This window comes from Mycolicibacterium komossense (assembly GCF_025822605.1).
Classification (GTDB): Bacteria; Actinomycetota; Actinomycetes; order Mycobacteriales; family Mycobacteriaceae; genus Mycobacterium; species Mycobacterium komossense.
In genome coordinates this window covers 147,384-161,097 of the sequence record NZ_JACKTY010000041.1, presented here as the reverse complement: position 1 = coordinate 161,097, position 13,714 = coordinate 147,384, and the positions used below count along the sequence as shown (strand labels likewise).

Annotated in this window: 14 protein-coding genes and 1 pseudogene; 8 read left to right on the top strand and 7 right to left on the bottom strand. The window is 63.7% G+C overall.

Translation table 11 applies throughout. The features are described from left to right. A partial coding sequence (locus H7J73_RS26100; protein ID WP_264070664.1) for an Lrp/AsnC family transcriptional regulator occupies nt 1–278 on the bottom strand: 278 nt, incomplete at its 3' end. Between the two features lie 308 nt (nt 279–586). Further along, nucleotides 587–1,195: a type II toxin-antitoxin system RelB family anti-toxin gene (locus H7J73_RS26095; RefSeq protein ID WP_264070662.1), complete on the bottom strand. Its 609-nt coding sequence runs from the start codon at nt 1,193–1,195 to the stop codon at nt 587–589. A gap of 174 nt (nt 1,196–1,369) precedes the next feature. Between H7J73_RS26095 and H7J73_RS26090 the strand changes: the two genes are divergently transcribed. The 3 genes from H7J73_RS26090 (at nt 1,370) to H7J73_RS26080 (ending at nt 4,070) form a co-directional block, all read left to right on the top strand. Further along, complete coding sequence (locus tag H7J73_RS26090) at nt 1,370–2,740, top strand: NAD(P)/FAD-dependent oxidoreductase (protein ID WP_264070661.1); 1,371 nt, start codon at nt 1,370–1,372, stop codon at nt 2,738–2,740. A 180-nt stretch (nt 2,741–2,920) separates the two neighbouring features. Further along, a complete protein-coding gene (locus H7J73_RS26085) occupies nt 2,921–3,220 on the top strand; it encodes a hypothetical protein (RefSeq protein ID WP_264070660.1) in 300 nt (99 codons plus the stop codon). Nucleotides 3,221–3,305: 85 nt separating this feature from the next. Then, nucleotides 3,306–4,070: an endo alpha-1,4 polygalactosaminidase gene (locus H7J73_RS26080; RefSeq protein WP_264070659.1), complete on the top strand. Its 765-nt coding sequence runs from the start codon at nt 3,306–3,308 to the stop codon at nt 4,068–4,070. Nucleotides 4,071–4,172: 102 nt separating this feature from the next. On the opposite strand, the gene H7J73_RS26075 is transcribed toward H7J73_RS26080, so the two are convergent. The 5 genes and pseudogenes from H7J73_RS26075 to H7J73_RS26055 form a co-directional block, all read right to left on the bottom strand. Further along, nucleotides 4,173–5,936 carry a cytochrome c biogenesis protein DipZ gene (locus H7J73_RS26075; protein WP_264070658.1) on the bottom strand — a complete coding sequence of 588 codons (1,764 nt, stop codon included), beginning with the start codon at nt 5,934–5,936 and terminating at the stop codon, nt 4,173–4,175. Between the two features lie 128 nt (nt 5,937–6,064). Next, complete coding sequence (cynS, locus tag H7J73_RS26070; protein WP_264070657.1) at nt 6,065–6,517, bottom strand: cyanase; 453 nt, start codon at nt 6,515–6,517, stop codon at nt 6,065–6,067. A 79-nt stretch (nt 6,518–6,596) separates the two neighbouring features. Further along, a pseudogene (locus H7J73_RS26065) lies at nt 6,597–6,795 on the bottom strand (NAD(P)-dependent oxidoreductase); the annotation flags it as partial. Between the two features lie 26 nt (nt 6,796–6,821). After that, on the bottom strand, nt 6,822–7,229 hold the full coding sequence (locus H7J73_RS26060) for an NUDIX hydrolase (protein ID WP_264070677.1): 408 nt from the start codon (nt 7,227–7,229) through the stop codon (nt 6,822–6,824). A gap of 43 nt (nt 7,230–7,272) precedes the next feature. Then, the gene (locus H7J73_RS26055) at nt 7,273–8,628 is read right to left on the bottom strand and encodes an L-serine ammonia-lyase (protein ID WP_264070656.1); all 1,356 of its coding nucleotides are present in this window, start codon (nt 8,626–8,628) and stop codon (nt 7,273–7,275) included. A 234-nt stretch (nt 8,629–8,862) separates the two neighbouring features. On the opposite strand from H7J73_RS26055, the gene H7J73_RS26050 reads away from it, so the two are divergent. The 5 genes from H7J73_RS26050 to H7J73_RS26030 are packed head-to-tail and all read left to right on the top strand — an operon-like array spanning nt 8,863 to nt 13,696. Continuing rightward, complete coding sequence (locus tag H7J73_RS26050; RefSeq protein ID WP_264070655.1) at nt 8,863–10,299, top strand: purine-cytosine permease family protein; 1,437 nt, start codon at nt 8,863–8,865, stop codon at nt 10,297–10,299. A gap of 53 nt (nt 10,300–10,352) precedes the next feature. After that, entirely contained in the window at nt 10,353–10,805 is a 453-nt protein-coding gene (locus tag H7J73_RS26045) for a RidA family protein (RefSeq protein WP_264070654.1), read from the top strand. Nucleotides 10,806–10,836: 31 nt separating this feature from the next. Continuing rightward, nucleotides 10,837–12,345 carry a 4-hydroxyphenylacetate 3-hydroxylase N-terminal domain-containing protein gene (locus H7J73_RS26040; protein ID WP_264070653.1) on the top strand — a complete coding sequence of 503 codons (1,509 nt, stop codon included), beginning with the start codon at nt 10,837–10,839 and terminating at the stop codon, nt 12,343–12,345. Next, nucleotides 12,345–12,920, top strand: coding sequence for a flavin reductase family protein (locus H7J73_RS26035; RefSeq protein WP_264070652.1), 576 nt, complete (start codon nt 12,345–12,347; stop codon nt 12,918–12,920). Before H7J73_RS26040 ends, H7J73_RS26035 begins: the two co-directional genes overlap by 1 nt. Next, nucleotides 12,917–13,696, top strand: coding sequence for a cyclase family protein (locus H7J73_RS26030; RefSeq protein WP_264070651.1), 780 nt, complete (start codon nt 12,917–12,919; stop codon nt 13,694–13,696). The genes H7J73_RS26035 and H7J73_RS26030 overlap by 4 nt, the downstream gene beginning before the upstream one ends. Nucleotides 13,697–13,714: the final 18 nt, after the last annotated feature.

Genomic DNA, 13,714 nt, shown 5'->3' with positions numbered 1-13,714 from the left:
ATCGCCTGGCGGGCGAATCCCAGTTGCATGGGATCGGTGACCGCGACTATCTGCATCACCCCGGCGTCGACGAGTCGTTGGACCCGCTGGCGCACCGCTGCCTCGGACAGGCCGACAGCCTTACCGATCCCCGCATACGATTGGCGGCCGTCATGCTGGAGCATTTCGATGATCGCCTGGGTGGTGGTGTCCTCGCCGGCCGCGGTGTCGGAGTTGTCGGCTGCCGTAGTCCTGGAGGCGGCGACACGAAGACGAGTTCGGTGTGGCCCGCTGCGCATCTTCGCATCATGCACTGAATTCGTCGCTGTGTGCAATCGTGACAACGAGAACACTTGTGAATTCCGCTGGTGACGAGCGAATTCGTTTTGGTCGATCTCGGCGCGGCTCCGCGCGATTTCCGGTCGCAGACGAGTTCACGCTACGGGCGCACTGTCTCCGTCGTGTGCCACAGTGACTCGATGAGATTCGCGCGGAACTGCCAGCCCCCCGCTGCGAATTGGTCGTCGACGCGCGATATCGCGAACGCCGTCGAGGTCCGGCAGTCCTCGCCTCGTCGCCATTTCCGGCGTCGTGCAACTCCGGCGAGTCACGAAGTGACGCTGCGCGCGACGACTGCATTCGGAACATCGGTGACCCACAGGACTTCGGCGGCCTCGTCTGAAACATTCTGGACGAGGTGGGGGACGGAACTGAAGTACTCCAGCGAGTCGTTGCGGTACATGTCGTACACATCGGGGCCGACTGTGACGCGGACCGTTCCGCGCAGCACGATCAGGAATTCCTGGGCGTGGTCGTGGGACAGGGGTGAGATACCGGTGGCACCACCGGGCTCCAACGTGCCCTGGTATATCTCCGTGGAGCTGCGAGGTGCCTGGCTCACCACGTGTTTGACGCAGCCCAGGTCGGCCGAATACAGCGGCCGGTCGATTGCCCGGACCACGCCGCGGGTGTATTTGATCTCGCCGTCGACGAGATCGGCAAGTGAGACACCCAGCGCCGCGGCGATCCGTCGCGTCGTGTTGATGGTTGCATTGGACAGGCCGCGCTCGAGCTGGCTCAGGAAGCTCGGGCTGACGCCCGCCCCCGCCGCCAGGAAACGCATGCTCATGCCGCGCAGACGCCGATACGCAGCCACGCGCTCGCCGAGGGTGTTCGCATGCTCGTCGTGCGACTCCACCGCCGTGGTCTTGGGCATCGCTGTAGCTGCTTCCGGGGGTGTTCGAATAGTCGCGGGCGTGCGCCGCTTCACTATTCGGTCTACTTAACGATCTGTACAGTATCACTCACCATGGTGTTAAGTGGTGAGTGGACGGGCGACAACGAGGAGATTCATGAACCACACCCGGTACTCCCAGCGAGGAGCGGCGGCGTGACGGCCAACGGCGGTGTCTCGTTTTGGTGGCAGCAGGTGGGCGTTCCACGCCCGAGGCCTGCTCTGGGCTCGTCGCTCGATGTCGATGTCGCGATCGTGGGGGCCGGCTATACGGGGTTGTGGAGCGCTTACTACCTCAAGAAAGCGCAACCCGATCTTCGAATCGCGGTATTAGAGGCACGTTTTGCCGGGTTCGGCGCATCCGGACGCAACGGCGGCTGGCTGACCAACTCCATCACCGGTGGAGCCGCCCACCTCGCCCGCGCGCACGGCCGTGCGGCCGCCACCGCGCAACAGCGTGCGCTCAACGCCACCGTCGACGAGGTCATCGCGGTAGCGGCGTCGGAAGGCATCGATGCCGATATCCATAAGGGCGGTGAGTTGAACGTCGCCTATACCCCGGCACAGCACGCCCGCTTGCTGGCCGATGCCCAAGCCGCCAAGAAGTGGCCGGGTACCGACGTCGAACTCCTGTCAGGCACCGACAGTGCTGAGCGGATCAATGTGGCGGGCACCCTCGGGGGACTGTGGCATCCCCATTGCGCCCGGATTCATCCGGTCAAGCTGGTCCGTGGTCTCGCCGACGTTGTCGAGCGGTTGGGCGTCACTATTTACGAGAACACCCCGGTGCTCGGGATCTCCCGGGGGCGTGTCGATACCGTGTTCGGGCCAGTGCGTGCCCAGCGCATATTGCGGGCCACTGAAGGCTTCACGGCCAATCTTCGCGGTGAGCACCGCACCTGGCTGCCGATGAATTCTTCGATGATCGTCACCGAACCGCTGCCCCAGGACGTCTGGGATTCGATCGGATGGCAGGGACGCGAGACGCTGGGTGACTACGCCCACGTCTACATGTATGCCCAGCGCACTGCCGACGACAGGATCGCGTTCGGTGGCCGGGGCGTGCCCTATCGCTACGGGTCGGCTGTCGACTCCGATGGCAGTACCCAGACGCAGGCCATCGCTGGTCTCGCTGCGCTGCTCCGACGCTTCTTCCCCGCTGCGTGTTCGGCCAAGATCGACCATGCCTGGTCGGGAGTGCTCGGTGTGCCCAGGGACTGGTCGGCGATGGTCGACTACGACCGCACGACCGGATTGGGGTACGCCGGTGGCTACGTCGGCACAGGTGTGACCGCCACGAACCTGGCCGGTCGCACACTGTGCGATCTGGTCCTGGCCCGCGATACCGAACTGACGCATCTGCCATGGGTGGGGCACCGCTCGCGCAAGTGGGAAATCGAACCGTTGCGCTTCATCGCCGTGCACGGGCTCTATGCCGCCTACCGAGCTGCCGATCGCGCCGAACAGCGCGGCCGGACGACCAGTTCGCCGCTGGCCCGCGTCGCCGATGCGGTCTCCGGCCGCTGAAGAGCCCCACACAAACCACCGTGTCCCTGCAGAGGGGATTGCTCTGGCGGATGGGCTGGTAGTCGGCGTCACGGCGGGGCTGGGGCACTGATGAAGCGGAGATGGCGCATCGGTGACGGTTCGGCGGCCCGCACGGCGTTTCGTCGCACGGGCAGGGCCGGCGCACGATATGAATCTACGGTGAGCAACCACCACGTGAACCTGACGCCGCAGGAAAACTCGTTGATCGACGAGACCCACCCCGAGGTGCTGGCGCGACTGGACGCGAAGTCCTTGAAGGAATTGCAGACTCGGCTCAGGGCGGCGCGCGAAAAGAACTTCAGCCTGTTGCGGCGCCAGGGCGCGGCCCGAGTGGAGACCGAAGGGTCCCGCGGCGCCGCCCAGCCCGCCAACGAGAAGCGAGGCGAAAAAGTGGAGATCTTCGACGAGGCGCTGGCCCGGGTGGGACAGCGTCTGGATGAGATCGGTCAAGCCGAGTAGCCGTGTGCCCGGCCCATCCCGGCGCGAACTGAAACGGGTCCGCTCACCCGTGAAGCGATCGATACTGCCCGCTGTCCTGACTTCGATGGCGATCGCCGGGTGCGGGACGACATCGGCTGCGCCGGTGGCGCTGCCACCGGTTGATGGTGTGCCCGACTATCAGCTCGGTGCGGCGTACCCGCCCCCGGCGCAGGTGACAGTAGTGGCACGCGACCGGACGGCGCAGGCACCCGCCGCAGGCAGGTATGGGATCTGCTACGTCAACGGCTTCCAGACCCAGCCGGGTGAGCTCGGGACCTGGCCGCAATCGGCGCTGCTGCGCAAATCCGACGGATCGCTGGTGTACGACCCGGACTGGCCAGATGAAGTACTACTCGACACTCGGACGCCCGAGCAGCGTGCGACGATCGTCGGGACCGTCAGTGACTGGATCAAAGAGTGCGTCGGAAGCGGTTACAACGCAGTCGAATTCGATAATATCGACAGCTACAACCGGACTGGCGGCGTCCTGAATCGCGACGACGCGGTCGCACTGGCGCGTGATCTTGTAGCGGTTGCGCACGCCGCAGGGCTGGCGGCGGCTCAGAAGAATGCGGCTGAGGATTCGTCGACTCTACGGACGGCCGGCTTCGACTTCGCCGTGGCCGAGGAGTGCGCGGCCTACGGCGAATGCTCCGGCTATACCGGCGTTTACGGCAACCACGTCGTGGACATCGAGTACACCGACAATCTGCCCCGGCCGTTCGCGACGATGTGCGCTGATCCTGCCACGCCGAGATCTGTGGTGCTGCGGGATCGTGACCTGGTGGCGCCGACCGCGCCGGGCTACCACTTCCAGACGTGTCCCTGATCCCGGCCTGAAAGTCGATGGGACAGAAAGCGGATGGGACAGACCTATCTGCGGGAGATCAGCGGCCGTCGGCGAGCATCAGCACGGGCTGATCGCGTTACGTCAGCCGTAGGTGAACGAAAACGCTTGCAGCCCTTTGCTGAGGCGAACTTCGAGATGTCGGCGGCCCACCTGGTCCGCCCCGATGAGCTGGTGCGATGTCGGCGGGCCGCTGATCGGAATGGCTCTGGTCTTGCCGTCTGCCTCAACCGTCACAGTGCCTTGGCCCCCGACCACCAGATACACGTTCTTGGCGTTGAAGTTCAGCTCGATGCTCGACATGTCGCCGGCGGCCAGGGCGCCCTGATAGTCCAGCGTGAAAGGTCCGCGCAGGGCAAACGTGTCGTCGGCGAGGGTGGCTGGGTAGTCGAAGGTCGCAGTGCCCGCGTCGTAGGTTCCACCGCCGCCGTAGTTGACCACTTTGCCCACCGAGAAGTACGTCTCAGGGGTGAGCCCGGCTGGTGGGGTGGCGTCCGCGAAATCGCTGGGTGGGGGAAGGGACGCGCCCGGGTCGGCGTCGTGGAGAAGCTGCCGGATCAGGTTCTCGGTGACGTTGTAGTCGCCTTCGCCGAACTTGATGTGTCGGACCGTGCCGCTCGCGTCGATCAGGTATTCCGCCGGCCAATAACGATTTCGGTAATTCGTCCACGTCGACAGTTTGTTGTCGAGTGCCACCGGATAGGTGATGCCCAGGTCGGCGGCCCCGCTGACGACGTTGCCGGGAACCTTCTCGAACGCGTATTCCGGGCTGTGCACGCCGATGACTTCCAGGCCCGCGTTCTTGTACTTGGAATACCAGTCGGTGACGTGGGGGATGGCGCGCTGGCAGTTGATACACGAGTAGGCCCAGAAATCGATCAGGACAACCTTGCCGCGCAGGCTCTTGAGGTCCAACGGGGCGTTCCCCGGGGTGTTGAACCATCCGGTGATACCAGTGACATCTGGTGCCGGGCCGCAATTTTCGAGTTGCGCGGCGCCGTTGGTGCAGTTCGACAACTGCCTGTTCTGGTCGTTGACCAACCCGCCCAGATCGAGCTTGTCGGCTATCGGGCCAGAGCCGCCCACCCGGTCCTGCAGCGCGCTCGTGTAGTCAGGGACCATGCGCTGCAGCGCGGCGGGGACGTTCAGTGCGATCGCCATGGCGAAGGCCAGCATCACGATCCCGCCGACCACCCGGATCTGGCGCTGACGCCGACGAAAGGCGCCGACCCGTTCGGAAATGCGCTGCCCGGCAAGGGCGAAGGCCAGCAGCGGTATTGCGGTGCCGATCGCGAAGGACATCGTCAACACGACGGTATTGATGCCGATGGAACCGGTTGCCCCGGCCAATACGATCGCCGCCAGCACCGGACCTGCGCAGGGTACGAACAGCAGACCCAGGGCAAGTCCCAAGCCGAACCCGCTGCGGCCCTGACTGACGTTCCACTGCGGAATCCGCGCGAACGGCCGCTCCAGCATGTCCTCGAACTGCGGGAAGATGAGACCCAGGCCGATCACGGTCAGGGCGGCAATGCCAAGCCAGCGGATCGCGTCCTGCGGAAGATGCAGCAGTGACAACAGCGCCGATCCGGCGAGAGTGACGACACTGAAGCTCAGGACCAGGCCGCCGATCACCCGGTAGGGGCGCAGCGTCTCGGCCAGCGAACGTTTGGTACGAATCGCGGTGGCAACGCTGCCCTGGTGCTCTTCAGTTTCCTGCAGCGGGCTCTGATCGTGGCGGCCACTGTCCGCGCCGGAGAAGAAGATGACTGGGATGACCGGCAGGATGCACGGCGAGATACCGGTGATCAACCCGCCGAGAAAGCCGATCAGGGCCAACATGTACATGGTGCCTATTCGTAGCGGTGTCGGCCACAGATGGGAGCAAAGTCTCAATGGCCGTGACAACTCCGGTCAGGCGGTGGAAGTCGAGCCAGGTCCTCTGAGAGCAGGCCGCGCCGGTAGGCCAGCTCGTGCTACCACTGGTAGGGCAGAAACTTGCCGTTGAGTGTCACCACGACCCGATCGCCCTGAGGGGCCTCCTGCTTAGCGAAGTCCACCGAGAAGTTGATCGCGCTCATGATGCCGTCACCGAATTCCTCGTGGATGAGTTCCTTGAGGGCCTGCCCGTATACGTCAATTGCCTCGTGGAAACGATAGACGGTGGGGTCGGTAGCCAGGCCTGCATCGGCGATACGATACGGCTGGCGCTGGAGTGCGGAGACGACCTCGTCGTCCAGGCTCAGTATCTCGCCGACCCTCACAGCGTTTACCTTGGGCACCGGATGCTTGCCTAACAGCGCGGCGACTGTCCATACCACCGGTCTGTCGATCTGCTCGGCCAGTTCCCGCCAGGTCAGCCCCTTCGCAAGACGCGTCTCGTTGAGGATCTGGCCGGCATCGATCTTGTCAATTATGTTGTGGGACATGAAATATCACCCTTCATGACTTCGCCGTATAGGACCGAGTTCCGGTACCGGTCAATGCGCCCCCGTCGACGATCAGAACTCATCGCGCTGCGGTGTTCAACCGGAAGTAGCTTTCCGGGATCTCTCGGGTACCTGCAGCGTAGCTGGCTTGCGCCGACAGCGACGACCCCGAGATGTGCGGTGTCATGCCCTGATTGGGCATGGTCCGCCACGGGTGGTCGGCAGGCACGGGCTGCGGGTACCAGGCGTCGCCCGCCGTACCCGGCGAGCCGGCCGGTGGGACCGGCTAGCGTCGACGACCAGGTTATGGCTGGCGCCGCAGCACAGTGGCGACCGTGCCTCGTGTCAGGGGTGCCAGTTCGATATCGCCGGGCGCCGCCAGATCGACCCACGCGATCTCCTCGATCTCCGCCGCGGCGTGCGGTGTCGCTTCCAAACTGACCATGAACAAGTCGGCCTCGACGAGGTGCCCGGGTTCATTTGCCGCTTCCGCGACATGACGCCCGAGCGGTCGTAATGCCGATGTTTCGACGACAACACCAAGTTCTTCAGCGATCTCCCGTTGCAACGCCTCGATCGGGGGTTCGCCCGGCATGATCTTGCCGCCCGGTTGCATGAACGCAGTGGTACCCCGCTTCCGCACCAGAAGCGCACGGCCATCCACATTGGTGATCACCGCGGCGACGATACGGATAACCGGCCGGGAGTCCATGTCTGCCACGGGCATTGAGTGTAGCGGTGCCGCGTCGGAGTTTTCAGCACTCGACGACGCTGACTGCCAGGCCGCCGAGTGAGGTCTCCTTGTACTTGTCGTGCATGTCCGCCCCGACGCGGCGCATGGTCTCCACGGCGGTGTCGAAGGACACCAGGTGAGGCTGGTTTCCCTCCTGGAGAGTGAGGGTCGCGGCTTGCACCGCCGTGACCGCCGCGATGGCGTTACGTTCGATGCAAGGGACCTGCACGAGGCCGCCGACCGGATCGCAGGTCAGGCCCAGATGGTGCTCGAGCCCCATTTCAGCCGCTTTGCCGACCTGACGGACGGAACCGCCGAGCGCCGCACACAGGGCGCCGGCCGCCATGGCGCAGGCCGATCCCACTTCTCCTTGACAGCCGACCTGGGCGCCGGAGATCGATGCATTGCTCTTGATGATGGCCCCGAGCGCCGTGGCAGTGAGGAGCATCGTGACCACGCCGTCGATGTGGGACCCAGGGAACGAGCGGACATAGTGGGCAATGACGGCCGGCATGATTCCCGCCGCTCCATTCGTGGGTGCCGTCACAACCCGGTTACCCAGTGCGTTCTCTTCGTTGACTGCCATGGCGTCGAGTTGAATCCTGGCGACTTCACCGGCGAAGCCGGTGACCTCGTCGAGCCGCTCAGCCAGCTGAGGTGCCCGACGGCGCACCCGCAGGCCGCCGGGCAGTATCTCCGGACCTGACTGCCGTCCCAGCGCCATGCAGTTTTCCATCGCCGCCCAGATCGTCAGCGCCGCGTGTTTCGAGTCGACGTCGGCCGCTTCCTCGTTGGCGGCGACCAGTTCGGCGACCGTCAGGCCGTGCTCCGAGCAGGCCGACTGCAGCTCGCTGAATGACTGAAAAATGAAGGGCAACAGTGGAATAGGGTCCTGTTGTCCCTGCTCGCCGGCCCGCTCGACGAAGCCGCCGCCGACAGAGAGGTAGGTGCGCTCCAGCAGTGCGGACCGGCTCCGCGAAAAGGCGACGAAGTCAACAGCGTTGGGGTGCTGCGGATGTCGATCGAAGGGTCGGAACTCCACACTGTCGAGTGTGACGGGCCGGCCGCCGATGGTGATGCGGCCGTCTGACCTGGCCTGGTCCCACGCGCCGCGAACCGCGGCTGGGTCACAAGTGGAGGGGTCATGTCCCTGGAGGCCGGCGATGATCGCCCCTGGCGTGCCGTGGCCCTCTCCCGTTGCGGCCAGTGAGCCTCGCAACACGACGCCGAGCCGGTGTGTGCGGTCCAGTGCACCGATCGACGCGAGTTCGCCGACGAAGGTTGCCGCGGCCAGCATCGGACCCACCGTATGGGAGCTGGACGGACCGATCCCGATTTTGAAGAGGTCGTTGATCCGCACATCTGACGACGTCAGCATGACGTGCCACCCTTCTCGTGAAGCAGATACATACCGAACGAGAACAAGTAAACAGCACATTACGTACGTCGGGGAAGGGTGGTTGTGTCTGCGCTTCCGGGGAATGCACAGGTATATGAGGGCAATTCGGTCAGATTTCCGATTTGTTACACCCATCGAAAGTTCGTGTTGCATACTGCTACCAACGTTGCCGCACAGATGTATGTTTTCGGAACAAGCGAAGAGGCCGCGCCAGTGGCTCGTCATGATCGGAGCGCCAAGTTGTCATCTACCAATGCGTCCTTCATCGAGGACTTAACGATCCAACCCGTTCCCGAGAATCGTCGAAAGGGAACCGCGCGGAATCTGTTCCCCGTGTGGTTCGGGGTGAACATCATGCCGCTCACCTTGGTGACCGGGGTGCTGGGGACCACCGTCTACGGCCTTCCGCCGGTGTGGGCGGTGGTGGCCATCCTGATCGGCAATCTCCTTGGTGCGGTGCTAATGGCGCTGCACTCGGTGCAAGGCTCGAAACTCGGTGTGCCACAGATGATCCAGGCTCGGGCTCAGTTCGGGATGTACGGTGCGCTGCTGGTGCTCGGGGTGGTCATCCTGGTCTACTTCGGCTTTCTGGCATCCATCTTGGTGCTCGCACGTGACACCCTGGCCATCCTCATACCCTCCTTCGGAGGCACCTTCGGTCTAGTGGTGTGCGCAGTCCTGACGTTGGCCGCAGTCGTCGTGGGCTACGACTTCATCCATCGAGCAAACCGAATACTGTTGGGCCTCTTCGGTATTGCTGTTCTCCTCCTGGCGGTTTTTCTGATCATCCACGCCAGTGGCGGCACCGCCGGCTCGGCTGACCTGCATTTCAACGGTATCGGCTTCATGGGGATGATCTCGGCGGCTGCGGTGTGGCAGATCGCCTACGCGCCCTATGTTTCAGACTATTCCCGTTACTTGCCGTCGGGTACCTCGTCGCGGCCGGCGTTCTGGTACACCTACCTCGGCTGTGTTGCCGGCGCGATTCCGATGATGGTGCTGGGCGCACTGCTGGTGGTGGTTGCCGGCGGCGACGGGTCGGTCGCGGACATGGTCAGCCTGCTGCCGGGACCGGCCAAGGTCTTCGTTCTGATCATGCTGTTCCTGGGTGCGATCGACGCCGCGGTGATCAATCTGTACGGCCCGTCGCTGACGGTCTTGACCATGATCCAGACTTTCAAACCGACCTGGGTGCCACGGGCCTTGGCGCGCAATGTCATCGCCGTCCTCGTCGCGATCGTGACGACCGTCGTCGCCGCCGGGTTCGCCTCGGACTTCCTGAACTCGTACCTGGGTTTCATCACGTTCCTGATGACCCTGCTCATCCCGTGGAGCATCATCAACCTCGTCGACTACTACATCATCAAAAAGGGCGTCTACGACCCAGCAGCCTTTATCGACAGCTCGCGGGGTTACGGCAACGTCAACATTCCCGCCGTCGCGACCTACATCGTCACCTTCCTGATCGAATTGCCTTTCGCCAGTAGCCCCTTCTACGTCGGCACGGTGGCGGCTTGGCTCGACGGGGTGGACCTGACTTGGCTTGTCGGCTCCGTGGTCAGCTTCGTGCTGTACCTCGGTCTGATGCGCCTGACGGCCTCGCGGCGCGTGAATCGCGAGGCCGCCCCCGCGGCGACGGCGTCGGTCTGACCGCCGCCTGCACTGTCCCGATATCTACTTCACCGAAGGAAGGAAGCCTCCACATGTCCACTACCGATCTCGCTACCGCGGTCGGAGACGGTACCGATCGCCAGCGTCTGATGAACAGCACCTGGACGCACCACATCAAAACGCCGTTCTCGCAGGGATGGCGGGTGGGCAACCTGGTTTTCACCGGCGGTCAGTTGTCATCCGACGAGCACGGCAACGTCGTCGGGGTGGGGGATATCGAGATCCAGACCCGAAATGTCTTCCAGTCGCTGACCAGCGTGCTGGCGGAGGCGGGGGCGACGTGGGACGACGTGGTCAAGGTCAACACGTACTACTGCTTCGACGGTTCCGGTGACGAGGTCAGGGCCAACTGGGAAGCGATGACCCGGGTGCGCATGGAGTTCCTGCCCGACGAAGGTCCCGCGGGTACCGGCGTGCGGGTCGCCGGACTTATGTACGACGGCTTCCTCATCGAGGCCGAAGCAATTGCCGTCCTACGCGGCTGAAATTTCCAACCCTCTCGGAAAGGCATATGGCATGACAACGCTGTCCTACCCAGAAGCGGCGTCGTTTGATCCCAAGCGACTTCGCATCGACAAGGTCACCGATCAGTTGGACGCAGCCGGCGGACACCTGATGACCGGAGCGCAATACAAAGCCTCGCTGCGCGACGGTCGACGGATCATCTCCTCACAGGGCGAGGAGATCGACGACGTCACCACGCATCCGGACCTGCGAGCGGTCAACACCCTCGCGGGTATCCAAGACGCTCAGTTCGAACCTGCCCATCAGGACACCCTGACCTACGTCGCCGACGACGGCGGGCGCCGTGCAATCGGGTGGCAGATCCCGACCACCCGCGAGCACCTTTTCGCCAAACGTGAGGCGACGCGGTTCATCACCCAGCGCACGATGGGGATGTACGGACGTCCCAACGACTACGGGCCGATGATGGCACTGGGATTCCTGTCCACGATCGACCGGATCGAAAAGGAAAGCCCCGAATTCGCCGAGAACATCCGCAATTTCGTCAAGCTGTCCGGTGACTACAACCTGCTGAGCACCGATCTGATCGCCGATCCTCAGTCTGATCGCAACGTTCCGCGAAATGAGCGTCCCTCGCAGCTGCGCATTGTCGAGGACCGGCCCGACGGCATCGTCATCACCGGCGCCAAGGTGGCCGGCAGCATCGGATCGCTGGCGCACTTCTTCACGCTGTCAACCACTCTGGGCGAAGGTGTCGGACCCGAAGCTGCCATCTGGGCGGCCATCCCGATGAACACTCCGGGCCTGTCGTTGGTGTTGCGGGAACCGACAGCGCGGATGAACACCCCGCGCAACGATCATCCGCTCGACCACGCCGGCGAGGAACTCGACCAGACGATCCTGTTCGACAACGTCTTCCTGCCGCGCGAGTACGTCTTCAGCAAGTACAACCTCGGGTTGTTGGACCTCTACTACGAAAGCTGTGTCTACTCGCTGTGGTCGATCATGACCAGGCTTGCCTTCCGCGCCGAGATGTTCACCGGTGTGGCCCAGGTGATCACCGAGATCCTCGGTACCAACAAGATCCCCGGGGTACAGGCTGCGGTTGCGGATATCACCCTCTATGCCCAGACGCTCAAGGCGTACTCGTTGGCGACTATTTCCGAGTCCGTCGAATGGAACGGGGTGCACGTCCCCAATCCGGAACTCACCACGGCCGGACGGCTCTACTCGATCGAGAACTATCCGCGGATCACCTATCAGATCCGCGACCTCTGTGGTCAGGCGCTCATCGCGCGCTGGCCTGAAAAGGTTTGGGACCACCCGGAGTTCGGGCCTCGCATGGAGGCGTTCTTCCCCGGCACGGGGGTGTCCGCCAGAGAGAAGAACACCTTCTTCAACTTCGTCTGGGACCTGGTGGCCGGTGCGCACGCAGGCCGGGTCGGCCTGTTCGAGAACGTCAACGCCACCCCACCGGCGTTCGTCCGCCATCTGGTTTATACGAAGACCGACCGCAGCGAGGCCGCTCGCCGGGTGCGTGATTACGTGGGGATCGCCTGATGTCTACCGCGGTCGACACCGCAGCCCGGACTGCACCTCGGTTGCGGGCCAGCGCCAGGTCGCAAGTCGCGCCGATCTCGGCGTCGGAGTTCACGCAGTCGATGAGAATGCTGGCGAGCGGAGTGGTGATCGTGACTTCGCATGTGGAGGGCCAGCCATGGGGGGTGACGTTGAGTTCGCTGTCGTCCTTCTCGGCCGACCCCGCTCGAATCGCCTTTTCGGTGGGAAGGTCAACGGCAACAGCACAATCCATCGCGCAGACTGGCGAGTTCGGTGTCGCCATCCTGTCGTCGGCCTCAGCAGAGCTGGCGGCCCGGCAGGCAGCAGCGGGACAGCCCAAGTTTCTGGCTGCGGAGGCAGTGCAGGGGAGCGGCCCTGTGCTCGGAGTTCCCGCGATAGCGGGGGCCCTGTACAACCTGGAGTGCAAGTCGGTCGTCGAGGTTGAGGTTCTCGATCACGTGCTGGTGGTGGCCGACGTCTTGTCCGCCAGCAACAGTGCTCTCGACGAGTCGGGACTGGTGTTCTGCAATCGGCTTTTCGGTTCGTTCTTCCGTCACGAAGGAGACAGGTCATGACCATTCCCGCAACTGATCCACGTCCGCAAGTACCGACCCTGGGAGCTCATCTTCTCGACGGCCGCAGGACGATTGTCGATCTGACGCGACCGATCTACGAAGGTATGCCGATGTGGTTCGGCCACCAGGAGACCAAGATCGTGGTCCACCAGACTCACGACGAGTTCAAGGAGAAGTACGGGACCAGAGACGGTTTCCACGCTCGTGATCTGTTGATCAGCGAACACGCCGGCACCCACACCGACGCCACCTTCGAGTACGACCCCGACGGCAAGACGCTCGACGCCATTCCCCTGACGTACTACTACGGCTCGGCGGTGTGCATCGACCTGTCGCACGTCTCCTTCCAGTCGCCCGATCCAGACCGCAAGGGCTACGCAGGTGTCGCGGATGTGCAGGTGGCGGAGGAAAAACTTGCCAAGTCCGGGGAGGAGATCCGCCCCGGCGACATCGTCCTCGCGTGGTTCGACTACGGCGACCGATGGTTCCCCGAGCCCAAGTACATCGATGAGAATCCCGGATTCGACTGGGAGGGAGCCGAATACCTGGCGGCCAAGGGGGTGGTCAACATCGGCAGCGATTGCAACGCGATCGACAACAGCCTCGACAACAGCTTCCCTGGCCACATGGTGTGCAAGAAGTACGGCATCGTGAACACCGAGCACCTGGCGAACCTGGGCGAGGTGGTCAACAAGCGTTTCGAGTTCTTCGGTCTGCCACTGCACATCTTGGGTGGTACGGGCTCGCCGATCCGGGCCATCGCGGTTCTGGACTAGCGGTTCTGGATTAGCGGT

Bases quoted from the DNA above. Each gene is read 5' to 3' on its own strand.
- H7J73_RS26055 (WP_264070656.1), bottom strand. From the start codon at position 8,628: ATGCTGACGTCGTCAGATGTGCGGATCAACGACCTCTTCAAAATCGGG.
- H7J73_RS26080 (WP_264070659.1), top strand. From the start codon at position 3,306: ATGGCGATCGCCGGGTGCGGGACGACATCGGCTGCGCCGGTGGCGCTG.
- H7J73_RS26040 (WP_264070653.1), top strand. From the start codon at position 10,837: ATGACAACGCTGTCCTACCCAGAAGCGGCGTCGTTTGATCCCAAGCGA.
- H7J73_RS26030 (WP_264070651.1), top strand. From the start codon at position 12,917: ATGACCATTCCCGCAACTGATCCACGTCCGCAAGTACCGACCCTGGGA.
- H7J73_RS26035 (WP_264070652.1), top strand. From the start codon at position 12,345: ATGTCTACCGCGGTCGACACCGCAGCCCGGACTGCACCTCGGTTGCGG.
- H7J73_RS26060 (WP_264070677.1), bottom strand. From the start codon at position 7,229: ATGGACTCCCGGCCGGTTATCCGTATCGTCGCCGCGGTGATCACCAAT.
- H7J73_RS26045 (WP_264070654.1), top strand. From the start codon at position 10,353: ATGTCCACTACCGATCTCGCTACCGCGGTCGGAGACGGTACCGATCGC.
- H7J73_RS26095 (WP_264070662.1), bottom strand. From the start codon at position 1,195: ATGCCCAAGACCACGGCGGTGGAGTCGCACGACGAGCATGCGAACACC.
- cynS (WP_264070657.1), bottom strand. From the start codon at position 6,517: ATGTCCCACAACATAATTGACAAGATCGATGCCGGCCAGATCCTCAAC.
- H7J73_RS26075 (WP_264070658.1), bottom strand. From the start codon at position 5,936: ATGTACATGTTGGCCCTGATCGGCTTTCTCGGCGGGTTGATCACCGGT.